Consider the following 19,784-nt stretch of genomic DNA (forward strand, 5'->3'; position numbering starts at 1 on the left):
GTCGGGCCGATCTGCCGACCCGTCAGTGCTGCCAACTCGGCGACCGACCGAGCCCGAGCAGGATCCGGTCCAGCGTCGACGCACTCGCACCAACCAACCCCGGCGCGAACGGCGCACCGGGCGCCAGTCTCATGTCGTCGTCGGGCACGGTTTCCGCAATCTGCAGGGTCGCCGCGGCCAGTTCGTCGTCGACGGTGATCGTGTTTCCGATCGAGCGCGCGACGTCCCAGGCGTGCACGACCGAGTCGACGAGATGAAACCGCAGCAAGGCCGCGCCGGGAAAGGTCTGCTCGGCGCTGAACTCGAGCAGCACACACTCTCTCGTCAGCGCGCCTTCGCCGGCGAAGGCGTCGATCACACGCTCGGACGCGGCCAGGTACGCACCCACTGGATCGTCGAAGTCGCGCAGTTGCCAGATCGCAGGGTCGGCGCCGTTGCCCTCGACGGCCGCGGCGAAACCGAGATTCTGAACCGTCATGTGCTGCAACAGTTCCCGTAGGTTCCACGCCGCGCAGGGCGTTGCGTATTCCAAGTGGTCGGCACGTACCGGCGATACCGCGTCGACGCTCAGGTCGACTGCCCGGGCGTGCAGAGAAAGCTGGGCTTCCGAATCCGATTTAGTAGGCATACGCATATCGTACGCGCATGCCTACTATTTGGGCGAGGGTAATCTTCGAGTTATGGTGGCCGACCGACCGGACCTCGCCGCGATGCTCGCGCCGCTCGTACGGGCACTCATCGCGATCGAGCAACCCATCCTCGACACCAACGACCTCACGATGTGGGGTTACACGGTTCTGCTGCGCCTGGACGACTCACCGACCCGCACTCAGGCGGCTCTCGCGCAGTCGATCGGCGCCGACAAAACCCGAATCATCCGCGTCCTCGACGACCTCACCGAGCGTGGCTACATCCTGAGAAAGCCTGATCCGTCCGATCGCCGTGCGCATCTGATCTCGCTGACACCCGCCGGTCGCGAGGTCCGAGACCGCGCGCAAGTCGAGATTCAACGGCGCGAAGAGGTCGTCCTTGCAGCACTTCCGGCCGGCGAACGGCGCAGCTTTCTCCGAGCACTACAGCAGCTTTCCCGCTCGGTCGAGGCCGACGGACCGAGCGGTCGCGAGTGACCCGGGACCCCCGCACGGCCGCGCGGGCGGCACGTCACAGCATTCGTGACCTCGACATTCGATAGCCTGTCACTGACACCCGCCACCGAGGAAGCGAGTCGGATGCTCGTCCTAGCGCACGTCAGCGATCTTCATTTCGACGGCGGTCGACGCAATGTCAAAAGAGCCGGCCGAGTCATGAAGTATCTCAACGGTTTACCGGGACGCGTCGACGCCGTACTCGTCACAGGCGATATCGCCGACCGTGGCAGGCCTGACGAGTACCAGCAGGCTCGCGCGATACTCGACACCGACATACCGGTGCTCTGCCTGCCCGGCAATCACGACGACCGCTCGGAATACCGCACTCACTTCCTGAACGAGGAAGGTTCGGGCCCGATCAATCGGGCGCACATGATCGGCGACGCGATCGTGGCGATGTGCGATTCCTCCGTGCCGGGCCGCCCCGGCGGACTACTCGCCGACGAAACCATCACCTGGCTACGAGCCGTCCTCGACGACGCACCGCCGGCCGCGCCCATCCTGATCGCCGCACATCACCCCCCGCAGAAACTCTTCACCCCGATCGTGGATCGCATCCTGCTCGACGACACCGACCCGCTCGAAGAAATCATCCGAAGCGATTCCCGAATCGTCGGGATGTTCTGCGGTCACGCACACACGTCAGCCGTGACGACGTTCGCCGGCGTACCGCTCGTCGTTGCACCGAGCGTGTCGTCCGTGCTAGGTCCTGAGTGGGAGGGCGACGGCCGTTCGCACGATCCGGTCGTCGACTACGACGCTCCCCCGGCCATCGCGTTCCACGTCATCGACGACGACCACCGACTGACCACCCATTTCCGTTCCATCGCCAAAACGAACAGTGCCCACGGGTTCAGGCGGTCGGCTCAGCCGACGCTGCCGACGTAGGCGCGTCGACGTTTCCGCTGGTACGCGGCGGGCGTCGTACCCTTCCATCGTTTGAAGGCGTAGATGAACGTGGACGCTTCCGAATAACCGAGCCGGATCGCGACGTCGGAGACCGACAGCGGCGTTGTGGACAACATCTGCTCCGCGAGCGCTTCACGCACCTCGTCGAGCAGTGCCCGGTAACTCGTGCCGGCGTCGGTCAGCCGTCGCCGCAAGGTGCGCGTACTGGTATTGAGACTGCGGGCAACCTCGTCGATCCCCGCACTGGCACCACCCACCTGTACCAACCGTTCCCGAACCTCGTGCGCTATGCCGGTACGCGCACGGCGTCGCGTCACCATCGCGCCACACTGCGCCTGACACATGGCGAGTGTTTGTGAGTTGGCTTGCGGCAGTTCGAGATCGAATATCGCAGGGTCGAAGGTGAACGAGTTGACCGCACGGTCGAAAGTAGCGGCGATGCCGAACACCGCCGAGTAGTCGTCCCCGCTCGGCGGCGCCGGGTAGGAGAAGGTCACGGTGCGCAGCGGCATGCTCGCGCCGAGTAGATCCGACAGCACCGTGAACATCGCAGCGGTGTCGCGTTCGACGAGAAATCTCCGGACATCGTCGGGAACCCGGTCGATCAGGAGGCGTCCCACGATCTCGTCGCGGCCGAGTTCCACGACCGGTATGCAGAAGGTGAAACTCAGTTCGAGATAGCGCAACGCCATCGCAACCGCGTCCCGCAGCGTCGGACTGCTCACACACGCGAACCCGAAGATGCCGAACGTCGTGACGCGATAGCGGCGGCCGACATCGATGCCGAGACCCGGGGTGTCGCCGAGCGCCCGCACCAGATTTCGAACCACCGCCAGCTCGACCCGGGCGTCGATCTGAGCGTCGGGGTCGTCGAGCAGGTCGGCGGTCAGGGTGGTGTCGCGCAGCAGTTCGTCCTGGTCGACGCCATGGTCGCGGCCGTATCGAACCAACAGCGCGACACTCGCGACGCTCCTCGGAAAATCCCAGTCCAGCACACCGGGGATCGGAACGACTTCTGCCATACACACCAGTATGGCCGAAAATCTCGATAGGCGGCTTCGCGGCTTGTGAGTCTTTTTGGTGGTTCCGCCCTCCGAAAAGACTCACGAGCGGCGTAGCCGCCTCACCAGCTCAATTCGTTGCACCGCTTCGCGGAATCCATGCCTTCGATCTGCAGCGTCGCGTGCTCGATGTGGTAATCGTTCGCGAGCACCTCCTGCGCGCTGCGCAGAACCTCGTCGGCATTCGCGCCGGCAGCGGTCGTGAGGTGCGCCGAGGCGACCTCCATACCCGACGTCAGCGTCCAGACATGCAGATCGTGGACGTCTTCGACGCCGGGCAACGCTTGCAGTGTCGAGGAGACCAACTCGACGTCGAGTCCCTCAGGGCTGTGCTGAAACAGGATTCGCAGCGACCGACGAGCCAGAATGTACGTCCGCGGCAGGACCCACAATCCGATCGCGACGCCGATGATCATGTCCGCGTAGAGCCAGCCGACGGTCAACGTGATGACTGCGGACAGCAGCACACCGACCGAACCGATGAGGTCGGCGAGCACCTCGAGGTACGCCCCACGGATGTTGAGGCTCTCCTTCGCGCCGGAACGCAGGAGCAGGAACGACGCGATATTGGCGCCGAGACCCGCGATGCCGGCAATCAACACGGGGAACCCGGCCACCTCGGGTGGCTCGCCGATTCGCGAGATCGCCTCGTAGAGAACGTATCCCGCGACGGCGAACAACAGGACGGCGTTCGCGAGTGCTGCCAGCACTTCCGCTCGGTAGTAGCCGTAGGTCCGCGTGTAGGTCGGCGCGCTGCGTTTGGCCAGCATGATCGCCCCGAGCGCCATCGACAGTCCGACGACATCGGTGAGCATGTGCGTCGCATCGGACAGGGTCGCCAGCGACGACGTCGCGAACGCGATCGCGAACTCGAGCACCATAAATGTTGCGCCGATTCCGAGTGCCATCGCCAGGCGACGGACGTACTTCCCTGATGCACTTTCGCCGATCGGCGCGTGTGTATGTTCGTGTCCCACGGGAGACAACATATGCGTACATGCGCATGAATGCAAGACTCACACAATTTGCTCAGAACTCCCTGGCACACTGGATGCGTGAAAACCACGGCCCGCCGCGAGCTGCCAACGCGCGGACCCTTGCGCCCGATCGAACTCGCCACCGGCGCTGTGATGAGCGGTCTCACGATCGCGCTGTCCGTGCTGGCGAACATCATCCCGTTCCTCGGCGCGGTCCAGGTCCTCGCGGCCATCCCGATGGCCATCATCGCTCAACGCCATCGCCTCCGCGCTCTCCTGATAGCGACCGCTGCAGCGATGCTCGTCGCCTTCGTCGCAGGCGGTGTTCTCGCTGCATTCAGCGTGGGATCGTGCGCGCTGCTCGGCGGCATCGTCGGAAGCGTCAAACGGCGCGGCCGCGGCTTGATGTACGTTCTCGTCTACTCCACCGTTGCAGGCGCGGCAACAGCCGCCTTCGCGGTCGGCATGCTGCTTGCCTTCTCCGTCACGCGGCAACTGTTCTTCGACACGATTCGCAACACCGTCGACGGCCTCACCAACCTCGCGTCTCGGCAAGCCTTCCTTGTCCCCATCGCCGAGGGCTTCGCCGACATGGCGAAGTCGATCCTGCAGTACTGGTACTTGTGGATCGGCGGTTCCGCGATCGTCGGAACGGTCATCGGGGCAGTGTTCGCCTGGTACGTGCTCGGCGCCGTGCTGGACCGACTCACCTGGTTGCCCGCCGAAGATCATCTCGACGCCCCCGACGACGGTCGTCCCGTCGCACCGCTCCCGGTCGGACTCGTCGACGTCAGCTATCGCTATCCGGCCGGCGACGCCGACGCGCTGTCCGGCATCGACTTCACCGTCGACGTAGGCGAGTTCGTTGCGGTCGTCGGACACAACGGGTCCGGTAAGTCGACGCTCACCCGCATCCTCGCAGGCCGACCGCCGACCTCGGGAACGGTCAGCCGACCCGGCTCTGCTGGGCTCGGCAAGTTCGGCGGCACCGCAGTGGTCCTGCAGCGTCCGGAAAGCCAGATCCTCGGGGTCCTCGTTGCCGACGACGTCGTGTGGGGCCTGCCCGACGGTGCCGAAGTCGACGTCGAAGGTCTGCTCGCCGAGGTAGGACTCGCGGGCTTCGGATCCCGCGAAACGAACTCGCTTTCCGGCGGACAACAGCAACGGCTAGCTGTCGCCGCAGCACTCGCCCGCCGACCCAGCCTGCTCATCGCCGACGAGGCAACCGCGATGGTCGATCCCGCAGGTCGACTCGAACTCGTCGCCCTGCTTTCCTCCCTACCCAAGCGACATCCGATGGCCGTCGTGCTCGTGACCCACCAGGAGTCCGAAGCCGACGCAGCCGACCGCGTCGTACACCTGTCCGGCGGACGTGCGGTCGACCGACTGCCCGTCTGGCACCAACCCGTCACAGACGACCTACCGAACGAGCCATCCAACGAGCCACTGCTGCAGCTCAGCGGCGTTCGCCACACCTACCTAGCCGGAACACCATGGGCGACAGAGGCTTTGCACGGCATCGACCTCACAGTCAACAGAGGCGACGGCGTCTTGATCGTCGGCGGCAACGGCTCGGGCAAGTCGACGCTGGCGTGGACGATGGCGGGTCTGGTCGAACCGACGATGGGGACCTGCGAACTCGACGGCAGGGCGATGACGAAACAGGTCGGCAAGGTCGGACTCGCCTTCCAACATTCCCGCCTGCAATTGCAACGCCGCACGGTCGGAACCGAAATCGCGTCGTGGGGCGGTCCGGAAATCGGGTCCGGTCAGGTCGGCAGAGCACTGGACGACGTCGGCCTCGACCGCACGCTCGCAAGCCGCGCGATCGATGAACTGAGCGGCGGGCAAGCGCGTCGGGTCGTCCTCGCAGGCATCATCGCGAGCCGTCCTCGTTTGGTCGTCCTCGACGAACCCCTCGCCGGACTCGACCCCGACGGCCGACGCGGCATCGTCGAACTGCTCGGCGAACTGCGGCGGCGGAAGGGCCTCACCCTCGTCGTGATCTCACACGATGTCGAGGGTTTCGGCAGCGTCTGCAACCGCGTTATCAAGCTCGATTCGGGACGAATAGTGACCGACGCGCCGAGCCCGGCAGGTGATCGCCGATGAGCAGCACAGTCCTTCTTCGTCGCGTTCCAGGAACGTCGCCAGTCCACGAACTGTGGGCGGGAACCAAACTTCTTGCCGTCCTGGCGATCAGCCTGCTGCTGATGGTGCTGCCGACGTGGCCTGTCCTCGGCCTGATCACAGCATTCCTGATCGGTTCCGGTGTGGCAGCAAAGGTGCCGCTGCGCGCATTGCCCCGACTCCCCTGGTGGGTCTGGGGACTGATGGTGCTCGGCGGCCTGATCAACGCACCGATCGGCATGGACGCGGTCGTTCGCTATCTGCAGGTCACTGTGTTCAGTCTCCTGCTGCTTTCATCGTCGATGATGATCGCCTGGACCACCGCGCTCAACGAAATCGCCCCTGCCATAGCAACTCTCGGCGCGCCGCTGCGCAAGTTGCGCGTCCCCGTAGACGAATGCGCAGTTGCGATCGCACTCTGCCTACGCAGCCTGCCCCTGCTCATCGAAGAGATGCGGATCCTGCGTGCCGCGCGAAAGCTTCGCCCCAAGGGCGGTCGACCTGCGCACAGTCGCGACGACAACGCGCTGATCGACGTCGTGACGGCAGCCATGGCTGTCGCGATGCGGCGTGCCGGTGAACTCGGCGAGGCCATCACCGCTCGCGGCGGGACCGGTCAGCTGACCGCATACACGTCACGTCCGGGGCTACGGGACGTGATCGCGTTGGCGATCGTCGTCGTCGTCTGCGGGGCGGGCGTCGCGATGGGTATTGCCCTCTAGGCCACCGCTTTCAACCAACAACGATCGTTGCGTTCGCGACCGGAACCGCGAAGGCGCGGCACCAGATCAGGAGTGTGTGTTCCGGTCCGATGTCGACGCCGTCGGGTAGCTCGTAGTTCTGGTCTCCGCGCGTTCCTTTGAGCGCGCCGAGTTCGATCCCACCGTCCGGTCGCTGCCGATCGGAGCCCGCCGAGAAGTAGACGCGATAGTCGGGTCCGGGTTCGACGTCGAAGTTTTCGAGCCGGACGATTCGCTCGCCGGTGCCGAGGTCGATCAGCTTCGCGACACCTTCGGCGGTGTGATCGATGCCGACGAACTCTGCGGTTGCGACAAGCCTCGGGCCAGCCGGCGGGACGTCGCCGGCCGCGCTCGGCGGCGAACTCCCTTCCGACCGACTCACGCTCGCAAGGGGATCCGCTTCGTCGACCGTCGTCGAACGGAACGTCGGCACCACAACGAGGGCGACGAGCGCCAGCACACCGATGCCAGACACGACGTACGCGGGCCAACGGCGTTTGGTGATCTTGTAGACGAGCCAGCCGACCAACACGAGGATGGCGATCGCAGCGGCAGCGAGTGCCCAGGTCCGTGGATGGGTCGAGGTGTTGCGCACCAGATTCGGGCGCACAGCGGCCGTGATCGCGAGGCCGGTCACCGCGACGATTGCGGCTCCGACGATCAGCGCAACTCGGGTTTTCATGGGCTCAGCCTAACGCCGGACAATCCGGGAGAAGCAGACAAATCGGTGCCCGTAAGACTTCGGTCATTTACATCTCGAGGCCCTCGTTGCCCATCACGGGCCGCACCTCTACGCCGCTGATCCTGGCATCGGGTATTTGCGCCGCGATCTCCAACGCCCGGTCGACGCTCTCGCATTCGACGAGGTAGTAACCGGCCAAATACTCTTTCGCCTCCGCGTACGGACCGTCCGTCGTCGACACGATCCCGTCCCGCACGCGGACCGCCTTCGTCGCGGACGGCGCGGCAAGCGGGTGCGCGCTGATCAACTCCCCGGACTCGATCAGGTCGGCGTTGACGGCGAGGTGTTCGCGCCAACCCCACTCGTCCTCGGGTCTGGGCGGGTCGGTCCAACTGGTCGGGTTGCTGTAGATCAGCACGAGATATTTCATCGGTCCACCTTTCGGGTCGATTCCTTCGTAGATGACGTCGAGACCGAGATCTCCGCCTCGACGTACCCGCATCACCTCCGGTGCGATCACGAGGAGCAACCGTCATGCAAGCAACATCTCCCGCCCTTGCCGAGACACTGCGACGCCGATTGCTGCCGCTGCACGTCGCGGCGATGCTTCAAGGAATCATGCTCTGGCTACCCGTCGAAAAGCTGTTCATGATGGAAATCGGCTTCGATGCGGCGAGTGTCGGGGTGATGGCTGCGGCGTACGCGGCCGTGGTTCCGATCGTCGAGTTTCCGTCCGGAATCCTTGCCGATCGCTGGAGCAGGCGTGGCGTGCTTGTGATCTCCAGCCTTGCTCTGACCGGGACCGCACTAGTCGGTGGCCTCTCCACGGGCGTCCCCCTCTACGTTGTCAGCGCACTGATCCTCGGCATCTACTTCGCGATGTATTCGGGGACGATGGACGCGATCGTGTACGACACGGTGCTCGAAGAGACCGGCGACAGCGACGCCTACGAGCGCTGCCTCGGCAGAATCCGGATGGTCAACAGTGCTGCGCTGGTTGGTAGTTCGCTAGCCGGAGGGCTGCTCGCCGGTTTGTTGTCGACACGAGTCACCTACTTTGCAACGGTTCCGATCGCGGCTCTCTCGATCGTGGCGTTGCTGGGTTTCCGTGAGCCGCAGCTTCATCGCGCAGGCGAGCCGGCAGCACTGCGCGCACACGTCGCGCTGACCATTACGACCATCACCCGTCGACGCCGACTGCTCCCGATCATCGTGCTTGCGATGCTCACTGCGCTTGTCACACAGCTGGTCTTCGAGTTCGGACCGTTGTGGTTGGGCGCTCTCGACGCATCGCCCGTGCTGTACGGACCGTTGTGGGCGGGGCTGATCGCCTCGCTAGGACTTGGCGGCCTGCTTGCTGGGCGACTGCAATTCGACCGGCCAGCACATCTGGTCCCTCTGGTCGCCGTCATGATCGTTGCCGCAATCGTTCCGGCGACGGTGCACAACATCGCGGCCGTGACGTGCGCCCAGATCGCGCTCGCCATCGTCGTAGTTGCCGCCGGAATCCACGCGAGCAAACTGTTGCACGACGAGGTTCCCTCGACCATCAGAACAGGCGTCGCATCCGGTGTGAGCACCCTGACCTGGGTGGTGTTTCTGCCACTCGCACTAGTTTTCGGCTTCGTCAGCCGTGACGCAGGCGTATTCGGCGCGGGGTGGATCATCGTTGGAATCGCCTGCGGCACAGGGGTCTTGCTCCTTGTGCAGATTTATCCCTCGGCCATCGACAAGGGCGACATGAAAACAGACGCCCAGTCACCTCAGCACGCTGAACTTAGCTAACCGATTGTTGCCAAATATGGAGCAGGTAGTGAGCTACGACCGGGACACCCAGCGGGCTTGGCGGTTGAACGCGGTTGTTCCAATGCGCCCGGACCTGCACGATTGCGGGGCCGGGCTGTGTCACGGGTCCGGCCAATTCACCTTGGCATTCTTCGAGCTCGCTGCTTCGAACTCGCTGCAATCCCAGCTGCGTCCGGAAATAAGCTTCTTCGACGCCGTCCCACTGCTCGGTACTTTCAAGCGGCAGTGCGTCATCGAAGGTCTCGACCTCGATTCGAACGAGTCCGAAGGTGATCTGCGTTCGGATTCGCAGAATCCCCTCTCCGGGATCAAGATACGTCCCTTCCGTGTAGGTGAGTGTGTCCGTTTGATCATCGAGTGCGTCGTCGGAGAGGTAGAAGCATTCGTCGGTATCGACGACATCGGAATATCTAGTCATGACGAAAGTCTCCTCAGTTCAGTTTGTGGACGTCGTTCTCGTCGAATTCGGTTGCCGGGGTACCCCAGTAGCCTGGGCAGGTGACGGTCTTGCGAGCAGGGTGGTCGGTGTTATTCGTGATTGCCCTCGTCGCCATGACGTTTACCGCGTGGGAACCGGTATCGACTGTGTCTTTGGAGTGTTCCAAGATCGGGGAGTTTCGTCTGGACCTTGCGCCCGATGATGCGAACTGCAATTCCTCAATCGTCTATGTGTTCGGAGTGTGGCCTCTTCTCGGCTTCGGAGCCCTCCTCGGCGCACCGGCACTATTTGCTGCGACGTGGATGCGACGATGGAGTTCCTGGACGGCGGTCGCCGCCTTGTTCTGCGTGTCTGTTGTAGCACTCGCGAACTGGTCAGGATGGTGGGGCAGTCTTCTCCTTCTGGCCATCCCGATGACGTTTGTTGCTGCTGCCCTCGCAACCGCGCACCAAGTCCGCGGACAGTCCACACGTTCGCTCACAGAGCGTTAGCAGGCACCCAACTCACTCCGTCGGCAACCGCAGCACACCGGTCCCGTCTCGTAGATCCCGGTACAACGTGAACTCGCCCGTCGGGTTGCCGTCGAGATCGGTCACAACACCGACGGCGTGGTCGCCGATGCACTGCTTGCCCTGCGGCGGCGGGTCGCAGACGACTACGTACCCGTGAATGCGGTCGACGGTTCCCGGCTCCAACTCGGTGACACCCAACATCCCGGCCTGGGAGATACCGAGATCGAGGTTGTTTGCGTTCAACCATTTCTCGACGTTCGGAATGACCCGACTTTCGTATTCCTGGCCTTGGTCGAACGGCATGACAATCCGCATCGATGCGACGGGTTCGCCAACGGTGACGGGCAGGCTTGCGCTCAGATATGCGTCGTGGGTCAGTGCCGCGGTCCGGTCGCCGAAGCTCAGCCGAATCAACGACGGCAGATCCGAATCCGCGTCGGGCAACTTGGCTGCAGTATCGAGATCGACGATGTTCACGCCGAGCCGAGTCCGGTCCGGCGCCAACACAATTCCTCGAGCGGCGGCGGTATCGCGCCATTGCTCGGCGCAGCTGGTGAGTTCGGCCAGGACGGTCGCCACGTTCTCGTTGGTCACCGACGCTGCCACCCACGGTATCGAAGCTTGCTCGTTCAAGCCGACAACCGGATGCCCGCACTCATCGAAGCTGTCGAGCAAAGCTCGCGTCTCCGACGCTAGTTCCCGAGCCCGCGTCACCTTCTCCGTAAGCGCTGCGGCACAGGATGTTCCGTCACAACGTCCCGAACCATCCGCCTCGTCCGAGTCGATCCGTAAGCGGACCACCGCGTCGGCATCGCCGACGATCGCGAACGTAATCTCGGAACCACCCTGCGCCGGCCAGAGGTTGCGCGCATCGATCAGTTCGAGTTGACCAGGAAACTGCTGCTCCGCAATGTCTTTCGCAAGCCGCTCGTCGTCAGCCGTGCCGAAGACGCTGCAACTCGTCAGCATCGTTGCGGCCATGGCGGTCGCACCGATGAGCAACACGGGAACGATAGGTCTGCGCCTCATTCCTCGACGATAGGACGAGCGCACAAGCAACCGCACGAGTGAATCTACTCGAGTCCGGAATGGCGAAAGCAAGGTCCTCACGATCGATCTGGTCCTGCTGGGCGCCGATTGTGGCTACGGGCGGGGTTGCTGCCCAACCTCCATCTAGGCGCCGACGATCCGGACTGTGGAGGCCGGAAACCTAGGCCGCCGATGCCAGGGTGTCGGTGTTGCGGCGGCGTTTCTCCAGGTCCCAGTTGCGGAGCAGGACGTCGGTGGCGAAGCTGGCATCGAGCGGTTCGCCGGACCAGTCAGCAGTGACGGCATCGGGATCGACGTAGTGGTAGCGGCGACTGAGGTCGTCGGCATCGCCGGACAGCAGTGGCGCGTAGTCGATTCTGCGTCCGTCGAGGTCAGCGAAGGTGAAGTGCTGATCGCCGTCGGCAGTAATGGTGAACAGCCCGTCGTGCAATGCGCGATGATGCTCACCGCACAGCAGGGTCAGATTGTCGAGATCGGTCGGACCGCCCCGCGAATAGTAGACAACGTGATGCGCATGCAGAAACCTCGTGCGGCCACAGCCCGGAACTGTGCAGCACCGATCCCGGATCAGCAACTGCCGCAGCAAGGTTCGACTCGGTCGACGTCGAGACTTGTCCCAGGCGATGGTCGGTCCGAGACGCCCGTGACGGATCAGCCGCACCGACGCGGTGCACAACACTGTTTCCAGAGTCTGCGAGTCGAGACCGGGTCCGTCGTCGAGATGAGCATGCGGAGCGTCCAGTGGTGTCCCGTCGGGACCCAGGTGGACCAACACATCGGCGGACGGAGACACGACCGGAGACTCGGCGGTGCACAGGGTCTCGGCCATCGCCGTCATCGCCGGCACCGGATTCGAGGGTGCCGGTGCGGTCAGGTCCGGCTCGTTGTCGTCGGTGCGGGTCCGTTCACACTCGGCGCGGGTGAGGGCGGCGACGAATCGGGCCCCATCGTCGGGACGGAATCGGGCCATCAGAACCAGGTAGCCGTCGTCGTCGTAGAACCACCGCCCACGAGCGCGGTCGGTGTCGGTGTTGTTGTTGGTGTCATCCGGGGTGCGGGCTTGTTTGACGAGGCCGCGGACGAGTCGATCCAGATGTGCCGCAGGTGACTGCAGAGCGATACGCAGCAACGATTCTTCGGTGTGCGGTGTCGCGACTCGGGTGAGAGCACGAACTTTGGAATAGGACACCCGGCCCTCGGCGAACGCCTGCGCGATCCGCGGTAACGCGGTGACGGCGTGTGCGACGCGGACCTGTTCACGGGCGGTGTGCAGGCTGATACCGGCTTTCCAGGACAGCCAGTGGGCTGCGGAATGTAGTTGCCAGCCGGCCCAGCCGCGGCGGGCGTCGAATTCGGCGAGCAGGGTCAGGAATCGTGCGGTGGCGGCGGCGATTTGTCCGGCGAGGGTGCAGATTTCGGTTTCGATCTCTTCGATCGGCCGTTGTGTCGGGTGGTCTGTCGGTAGTTCTGTGGTGTTCATCGAATCTCCCCGTTTCGATAGAACTGATGTTCGACAAACCTACCGCGGGCCACCGACAAGAACGGATCGCCGAAACGTCCCCGCGGGGACGTCGAAGGGGCGACCACGCGTCCCCGCGGGGACGTCCGAAGCGGCGCGACCGGGCGACAGGCGAACCCCAACGATCAGCCGCAGGCCGAGTCGAGCACCACGTTCGCCGGGACCCAGATGCCCGGTCACCGAGAGACCGGATCATCAGAACGTCCCCGCGGGGACGTCGCAGTGAAGGCGATTGCCGACAACGCCATCGACCTACCGCGCGATCCGAGCGGGTTTATCCCTACCGGTCAGAGCGGCGTCACGTACGCGCCGGAAATACCGCCGTCGACGAGGAACTGCGATGCCGTGATGAACGACGAATCGTCGCTGGCGAGGAAGGCAACGGCTGCGGCGATCTCTTGCGGTTCGGCGAACCTGCCGACCGGAATATGAACGAGGCGACGCGCAGCGCGTTCGGGGTCTTTCGCAAACAGTTCCTGCAGGAGCGGCGTATTCACCGGTCCAGGGCAGAGCGCGTTGACGCGAATGCCTTCGCGCGCGAACTGCACGCCGAGTTCTCTGCTCATCGCCAGCACCCCACCTTTGGAGGCCGTGTAGGAAATCTGCGACGTCGCCGCACCCATGACCGCGACGAAAGACGCCGTGTTGATGATCGAGCCCTTGCCCTGGCGCTGCATGTGCGGGATCGCGTACTTGCAGCACAGGTATACAGACGTCAGGTTCACCTCCTGCACCCTGCGCCAGGCATCGAGGCCGGTGGTGAGAATCGAATCGTCGTCCGGCGGTGAGATACCCGCATTGTTGAACGCAACGTCGACGGACCCCAGCTTCTCGGCGGTCGTGTCGAACAATGCGCGCACGGCGTCTTCGTCGGTGACGTCGACGTGGACGAACTCGCCGCCGACCTCCTCGGCAACGGCGGCGCCGGTAGCGGTATCGAGATCGGCAACAACAACTTTCGCACCTTCGGCTGCAAACCTGCGCACGGTCGCGAGGCCGATTCCACTCCCACCACCGGTTACGACAGCGACCCGGTCCAGCAAGCGTTGCACGATGATTCTCCTAATCGGTCGCGATGAACACGTTTTTGACTTCGGTGAAGGCGAGGGCAGCATCGGGACCGAGTTCGCGTCCGAGCCCGGACTGTTTGAACCCGCCGAACGGTGTCCAATATCGCACGGACGAATGCGAATTCACCGACAGGTTGCCTGCTTCGACTGCCCGCGACACCCGCAACGCGCGGCCGACATCGTTGGTCCAGATCGAACCCGACAGACCGTACTCGGTGTCGTTCGCCAACGAGATCGCATCCGCCTCGTCCTCGAACGGGAGCACGGTGACGACCGGACCGAACACCTCGTCGGTGACAATTCGATCCGTCGGACCGGACGGCAGGACGACGGTCGGCGGGAACCAGAAACCCGGACCGTCCGGTGCGCTGCCACGGAAGGCGACGTTCGTCCCGTCATCGAGATACCCGGCAACGCGATCGTGGTGCTCGGCCGATATCAACGGACCCATTTCGGTTGCCTCGGCTGCAGGATCACCGACCACGACGCCGGCAACCGCAGGTTCGAGCAGTTCCATAAAGCGGTCGAAGACGCTGCGCTGCACTAGTATCCGAGAGCGCGCGCAACAGTCCTGACCGGCGTTGTCGAACACTCCGTACGGCGCGGTCGCTGCCGCCTTCTCTAGATCGGAATCGGCGAACACGATGTTGGCGTTTTTGCCGCCGAGTTCGAGTGTCACCCGCTTCACCTGATCGGCACAGCCCGCCATGATCTGCTTGCCGACCTCGGTCGAACCGGTGAACACGACCTTGCGAACTGCGGGATGGGTGACAAAACGCTGCCCGACCACCGAACCCTTACCTGGCAACACCGTGAAGACCCCCGGCGGAATGCCTGCCTCGGCTGCCAACTCCCCCAGCCTGATTGCGGTCAACGGCGTCAGCTCGGCAGGCTTGAGCACAACGGTGTTGCCTGCGGCAAGGGCAGGCGCGAAACCCCAGCCCGCGATCGGCATGGGAAAGTTCCACGGCACGATGATGCCGACGACACCGAGCGGTTCGTTGAACGTCATGTTCACCCCACCGGGCACCGGAATCTGTTTGCCGAGCAGCCTTTCCGGTGTTGCGGCGTAGTAGTGCAGCACGTCGCGCACGTTCCGCGCTTCCCAGCGGGCGTTGCCGATGGTATGTCCGGAGTTCGAGACCTCCAGTTGTGCAAGGTTTTCCACATCGGCATCGACGGCATCCGCGAACCGACGGAGTAGGCGGGCACGATCGCCGGGTGCGACGGCTCGCCACGACGCCAATGCGACGTGCGCGCGTTCGATGGCGGCATCGGTGTCTTCCAGGCTGGTCGCCGCGACCTGCGCTACCACCGCTTCGGTCGCAGGATTGATCACTGCCGTCATCGGTTCTCCCCCATCCGTTTCCGCGCTTCCTGCACGAGAGCCGTGAACAACCGGTCGTCGGTGGCGTCCTCTTCCGGATGCCATTGCACTCCAAGAAGATAGGCCGGACCGCTGGACTCCATCGCCTCGATCACCCCGTTGTCCGACCACGCTGTCGCCGTAACGCCTCGGCCAAGTTCGCCGACCGCCTGATGATGATGGCAATGCACGGTCAGCTGCTCGCCGACGATGTCACGGACCCGACTACCGGCGACCGTGCGAACGGCCTGACTACCGAACACCCCCGGCGTCGGCAGATGGTCGTTGTAGCCGAGGTCGTCGGGCAGATGCTGGCGCAAGGTACCGCCAAGCGCGACGTTCACCAGTTGCATCCCACGGCACACAGCGAAGACGGGCAACCCCACCTCCTGAGCGGCGGTGAACAATCCCAACTCGAAGGCGTCGCGTTCCGGTCTCGTGTTCCGCGTGCGTTCGTGCGGGGTTTGCCGATAGTGCTTCGGGTCCACGTCCGCGCCACCGGAGAGCACCAAACCGTCGATCCGGCCGACGATATCGCGTTGCCCCGACCCGATCGGTGGAATGAGAACAGGGACGCCGCCCGCTCGATCGACAGCGTCGAAGTACACCCGCGGCAGGATCGCACAAGCGTTGTCCCACACACCGTATCGTGCACTTTCGACGTAGGTCGTCACGCCGATCACGGGACGATCAGAGACGTTCGAACCCACGCACCCGCTCCCAATCCGTCACCGCTGCCTCGAATGCCAGGAGTTCGACGTTCGCGGCATTGAGGTAATGGTCCACCACTTCGTCACCGAATGCAGACCGTGCGACTGCGCTCTCCGCGAACAGGTCCTTCGCGGCGCGAAGGGTGTTGGGGACCCTCGGCTTGTCGGACTCGTAGGCGTTGCCCTCGAACGCGGGCTCTAGTTCCAGTTCCTGCTCTATGCCGTGCAGTCCGGCAGCTATCAACGCCGCAACGGCGAGATACGGATTCACATCGCCACCGGGAACGCGGATCTCCGGTCGCAACGACTCGCCGTGCCCGACCACACGCACCGCACAGGTTCGGTTGTCGATGCCCCACGCAACCGCTGTCGGAGCAAAACTGCCTGGCGCGAACCGCTTGTAGGAGTTGATGTTCGGTGCAAGCAGCAGCGTCAACTCACGCAGGCACGCCAGCTGGCCGGCAACGAAATGTTCCATCAGAGTGGAGAATCCGTTCGGACGATCGCCCGCGAGTACTCCTTTACCGTCTTCGCCGCGCAGACTGATATGGACATGGCACGAATTACCCTCTCGTTCATCGTATTTCGCCATGAACGTCAGGCTCTTGCCTTCCTGCGCCGCGATCTCCTTCGAACCCGTCTTGTAGATGCTGTGATTGTCACAGGTGGTCAGAGCCTCGTCGTAGCGGAAGGCGATCTCGTGCTGACCCGGATTGCATTCACCCTTTGCCGATTCCACGTACAACCCTGCGCCGGCCATTTCCTTGCGAATTCGGCGTAGTAGCGGCTCGACACGCGAGGTGCCGAGCAGTGAGTAGTCGACGTTGTATTGATTCGACGGTGTCAACGAGCGGTACCCGGTAGAGAAGCCTTGCTCGTAGGTGTCCTCGAAGACGATGAACTCCAACTCCGTTCCGGCGTAGGCCTGCAGTCCGCGCTCGGCGAGCCGGTCCATCTGAGCCCGAAGAATCTGCCGCGGTGACGGTGCGACGGGACCACCTTCGACACGCTCGAGGTCGCACAGCACCAGCGCGGTCCCCGGAAGCCACGGGACGAGCCGCAAGGTCGCCATGTCGGGACGGAGCACAAAATCTCCGTAACCGCTGCTCCACGACGACATCGCATAGCCCTCGACCGTCGTCATGTCGACGTCGACGGCGAGGAGGTAGTTGCACGCCTCCGTCGCGTTGTTGACCACTTCGTCGAGAAAGAACTCGGCAGCGCACCGTTTTCCCTGCAGCCGACCCTGCATGTCGGTCATCGCGACCAGCACCGTGTCGATCGTGCCGGCGGCGACCCGCTCGCGCAGTCGGGACAGGCTGAGCATTCCAGCACGCATACGAGCGCCTCTCGTGAAGAAACGATGCAATGCTCTCCACGCTAGTCTTCGAACCGCACCTCGTCGGGACTTTTATCCGTCCGCAAACCCCGCCACGACGGGTGTCGGAGCCTGCGACTGCCGGTCCACTCACCGAAGCGCACCTCGCCGACCAACTTCGGCGTCACCCACACCGCGTCCTTGCGATCCGCGGTCGGTAAGTCCTCGTCGAACGGGCTGGTTTTGCGTTCCAGAGGTCCGAGCTTGGCTGCCAGTTCCTGCAGCGTTCGATCGGTGAAGCCGGTTCCGATGCGGCCGACGTACCGCAGTCCGTCGTCGGACGGGATACCGGCCAGCAAGGCTCCGATCTGCCCCGACCGACCGCCCTGTCCACGCCGCCAGCCGCCGATCACCACTTCCTGAGTCCGCCAGTTCTTCGACTTGATCCACGTCCCAGCGCGTTTGCCCGACAGGTAGACCGAGTCCTTGCGCTTGGCGACGACACCTTCCCAGCCCTGTTCCGCGCTGTGCGCCAACGCTTCTGCGCCCGTGCCCTCCAGCAGCGGAGGCACGACGATCGACGGCGACTTCGCGGCAAGCGCCTCCAGCACACGTCGCCGATCGACGTACTTCTTGCGCAGCAGCGACGTTCCGTCGAGATACAGCAGATCGAAGGCGAGGAACTCGGCATCGGCGCCGCCGAGTTGCAACAGACCGAAGTTCGGGATGCCCTTCTTGTCGAAGACGACAACTTCACCGTCGAGGACGACGTCGTGGTCGATGAGATCCTCGGCCAAAGAGGCAAGCGCCGGATACCTTTCGGTGACAACGTTTCCCGCGCGAGAAAGCAGCTTGATCTCACCGCCGGTGATTTCGACGATCAGCCGGTACCCGTCCCATTTCGCCTCGAAGCTCCACTCGTCTGCGCTCAGATCAGCGACGTTGCCCGCCGTGGCGAGCATCGGAGCCATCCCACGTGGCATCTCCACCGTCGGTCTTCCGTACTTGGCCGCCGGGTCGGGGGTGTCCTTCATCCGATGCATCAGCCACTGATTGCCCTTGGTCTGAATCAACGCGAACCGGCCGTCGACGCGGTCGCCGTGCAGACGCACGATCACCTCGTTGTCACGCCACTTCTCGGTCTCGTAGGTGCCGGTGTCCCAGATCGTCATCTCACCGCCGCCGTACTCGCCCTTGGGTATCGAGCCGTGAAAGGTCAAATACTCGAGCGGGTGGTCTTCGGTGTGTACGGCGAGACGATTCTCCGACGTCGTTGCCGGAACGCCTTTCGGCACAGCCCACGACACGAGGACACCGTTGCGTTCGAGGCGCACGTCGTAGTGCAGGCGTCGCGCGTGGTGTTCCTGAATGACGAAGGCGGTGTCGGTACCGACCTTCGGACGCTGCGCGGGAATAGGTTCCGGAGTCTTGGTCGGATCACGCATGCTTCGATACTTCTCGAGCGAATCGGAGCCGGGATCGAGGTCGGTCAGTAGATCGCCGTCACGTTCGAAGCGGCGAAGGACCTCGTCGAAACGCAAGTGCGTCAACGTGTCCCCGTCTTCGATCTCGTCCCACGTCCGCGGTGCGGCGACCATCGGGGTGTCCCTGCCCCGCATCGAATACGGCGCAATCGTGGTCTTCGCGGGATTGTTCTGACTCCAGTCGAGAAACACCTTCCCGCTGCGCGCGGTCTTGGCCATCGTCGCGGTGACGAGGTCTCCCATCAGTTTCTCGAGGTTGCTCGCGACTTGCTTGGCAACGGTCGACGCTCCCCCAGGACTCAGCTTTCGGTCGAGCGGCACATATACGTGAATCCCCTTGCTGCCGCTCGTGACAGGGAAGGCGCTCAGCCCGATCTGCGAAACCATGTCCCGTACGGCGACGGCAACACGCGCACATTCGGGGAGCCCGACGCCGTCGCCCGGATCGAGATCGAACACCAATCGCGTCGCGGGTCCCATCTCGTCGCCGTCGAAACGCCATTGCGGCACATGGATTTCCAGCGACGCCTGCTGACCGAGCCACGCCAATCCGACGATGGAATCGATGATCGGATACTCGATTATCCGATCTTTGTGCCGAATACCTTTACGTTCCAACCACTTCGGCGCGTGCTTGGCCAGATTCTTCTCGAAGAAGGCCGGGTGATCGACACCGTTGGGCCACCGTTTACGAGTGACCGGCCTGCCCTCCATGTGCGGAAGCATTGCTGCGCCGATTGCGACGTAGTAGTCGATCACCTCGCCCTTGGTTGTGCCCGTTGCCGGATACAACACTTTGTCCAGGTTGGACACCTCGAGCGATTGACCGTCGATGGTCCGAGTTGGCATAGCTCAAACCTTGC

At 63.7% G+C, this 19,784-nt stretch carries 18 protein-coding genes; 5 read left to right on the plus strand and 13 right to left on the minus strand.

Going from position 1 to position 19,784, the window contains the following annotated elements:
- Positions 1-22: 22 nt before the first annotated feature.
- Positions 23-628, minus strand: coding sequence for a TIGR03086 family metal-binding protein (locus JGU71_RS17105; protein WP_199705489.1), 606 nt, complete (start codon positions 626-628; stop codon positions 23-25).
- A 52-nt stretch (positions 629-680) separates the two neighbouring features.
- Between JGU71_RS17105 and JGU71_RS17110 the strand changes: the two genes are divergently transcribed.
- Together JGU71_RS17110 and JGU71_RS17115 are read left to right on the plus strand one after the other, a co-directional pair.
- On the plus strand, positions 681-1,127 hold the full coding sequence (locus JGU71_RS17110; RefSeq protein ID WP_199705490.1) for a MarR family winged helix-turn-helix transcriptional regulator: 447 nt from the start codon (positions 681-683) through the stop codon (positions 1,125-1,127).
- A gap of 102 nt (positions 1,128-1,229) precedes the next feature.
- The gene (locus JGU71_RS17115; RefSeq protein ID WP_199705491.1) at positions 1,230-2,036 is read left to right on the plus strand and encodes a metallophosphoesterase; all 807 of its coding nucleotides are present in this window, start codon (positions 1,230-1,232) and stop codon (positions 2,034-2,036) included.
- Here the strand turns inward: JGU71_RS17115 and JGU71_RS17120 are convergent.
- Both JGU71_RS17120 and JGU71_RS17125 read right to left on the minus strand, forming a co-directional pair.
- Entirely contained in the window at positions 2,015-3,079 is a 1,065-nt protein-coding gene (locus JGU71_RS17120; protein WP_199705492.1) for an AraC family transcriptional regulator, read from the minus strand. The genes JGU71_RS17115 and JGU71_RS17120 overlap by 22 nt on opposite strands.
- 101 nt (positions 3,080-3,180) lie before the next feature.
- Positions 3,181-4,095, minus strand: a complete 915-nt coding sequence (locus JGU71_RS17125; RefSeq protein ID WP_372433196.1) for a cation diffusion facilitator family transporter — start codon at positions 4,093-4,095, stop codon at positions 3,181-3,183.
- Positions 4,096-4,248: 153 nt separating this feature from the next.
- On the opposite strand from JGU71_RS17125, the gene JGU71_RS17130 reads away from it, so the two are divergent.
- Positions 4,249-6,207 carry an ABC transporter ATP-binding protein gene (locus JGU71_RS17130; RefSeq protein ID WP_233529637.1) on the plus strand — a complete coding sequence of 653 codons (1,959 nt, stop codon included), beginning with the start codon at positions 4,249-4,251 and terminating at the stop codon, positions 6,205-6,207.
- Entirely contained in the window at positions 6,204-6,947 is a 744-nt protein-coding gene (locus tag JGU71_RS17135) for an energy-coupling factor transporter transmembrane component T family protein (RefSeq protein ID WP_199705494.1), read from the plus strand. Before JGU71_RS17130 ends, JGU71_RS17135 begins: the two co-directional genes overlap by 4 nt.
- A 10-nt stretch (positions 6,948-6,957) precedes the next feature.
- On the opposite strand, the gene JGU71_RS17140 is transcribed toward JGU71_RS17135, so the two are convergent.
- Positions 6,958-7,647: a DM13 domain-containing protein gene (locus JGU71_RS17140; RefSeq protein ID WP_199705495.1), complete on the minus strand. Its 690-nt coding sequence runs from the start codon at positions 7,645-7,647 to the stop codon at positions 6,958-6,960.
- A gap of 67 nt (positions 7,648-7,714) precedes the next feature.
- Entirely contained in the window at positions 7,715-8,167 is a 453-nt protein-coding gene (locus JGU71_RS17145) for a YciI family protein (RefSeq protein WP_199705496.1), read from the minus strand.
- 14 nt (positions 8,168-8,181) lie between these two features.
- Between JGU71_RS17145 and JGU71_RS17150 the strand changes: the two genes are divergently transcribed.
- Positions 8,182-9,432, plus strand: coding sequence for an MFS transporter (locus JGU71_RS17150; protein ID WP_199705497.1), 1,251 nt, complete (start codon positions 8,182-8,184; stop codon positions 9,430-9,432).
- Here the strand turns inward: JGU71_RS17150 and JGU71_RS17155 are convergent.
- The 8 genes from JGU71_RS17155 to JGU71_RS17190 form a co-directional block, all read right to left on the minus strand.
- Positions 9,425-9,871, minus strand: coding sequence for a hypothetical protein (locus JGU71_RS17155; protein ID WP_199705498.1), 447 nt, complete (start codon positions 9,869-9,871; stop codon positions 9,425-9,427). The genes JGU71_RS17150 and JGU71_RS17155 overlap by 8 nt on opposite strands.
- A 524-nt stretch (positions 9,872-10,395) precedes the next feature.
- Positions 10,396-11,433: an SCO7460 family lipoprotein gene (locus JGU71_RS17160; RefSeq protein ID WP_199705499.1), complete on the minus strand. Its 1,038-nt coding sequence runs from the start codon at positions 11,431-11,433 to the stop codon at positions 10,396-10,398.
- Between the two features lie 181 nt (positions 11,434-11,614).
- A complete protein-coding gene (locus JGU71_RS17165) occupies positions 11,615-12,934 on the minus strand; it encodes an HNH endonuclease signature motif containing protein (RefSeq protein WP_199705500.1) in 1,320 nt (439 codons plus the stop codon).
- A 326-nt stretch (positions 12,935-13,260) separates the two neighbouring features.
- On the minus strand, positions 13,261-14,088 hold the full coding sequence (locus tag JGU71_RS17170; protein ID WP_199705501.1) for a 3-oxoacyl-ACP reductase: 828 nt from the start codon (positions 14,086-14,088) through the stop codon (positions 13,261-13,263).
- The gene (locus JGU71_RS17175; protein WP_199705502.1) at positions 14,036-15,391 is read right to left on the minus strand and encodes an aldehyde dehydrogenase family protein; all 1,356 of its coding nucleotides are present in this window, start codon (positions 15,389-15,391) and stop codon (positions 14,036-14,038) included. The genes JGU71_RS17170 and JGU71_RS17175 overlap by 53 nt, the downstream gene beginning before the upstream one ends.
- Positions 15,388-16,119 carry a gamma-glutamyl-gamma-aminobutyrate hydrolase family protein gene (locus tag JGU71_RS17180; protein WP_199705503.1) on the minus strand — a complete coding sequence of 244 codons (732 nt, stop codon included), beginning with the start codon at positions 16,117-16,119 and terminating at the stop codon, positions 15,388-15,390. The genes JGU71_RS17175 and JGU71_RS17180 overlap by 4 nt, the downstream gene beginning before the upstream one ends.
- The gene (locus tag JGU71_RS17185) at positions 16,100-17,458 is read right to left on the minus strand and encodes a glutamine synthetase family protein (protein ID WP_233529529.1); all 1,359 of its coding nucleotides are present in this window, start codon (positions 17,456-17,458) and stop codon (positions 16,100-16,102) included. The genes JGU71_RS17180 and JGU71_RS17185 overlap by 20 nt, the downstream gene beginning before the upstream one ends.
- Before the next feature lie 41 nt (positions 17,459-17,499).
- Complete coding sequence (locus JGU71_RS17190) at positions 17,500-19,770, minus strand: ATP-dependent DNA ligase (RefSeq protein ID WP_199705504.1); 2,271 nt, start codon at positions 19,768-19,770, stop codon at positions 17,500-17,502.
- Between the last annotated feature and the right edge of the window lie 14 nt (positions 19,771-19,784).

The sequence above is a fragment of the Antrihabitans stalagmiti genome, assembly GCF_016482825.1.
GTDB lineage: Bacteria > Actinomycetota > Actinomycetes > Mycobacteriales > Mycobacteriaceae > Antrihabitans > Antrihabitans stalagmiti.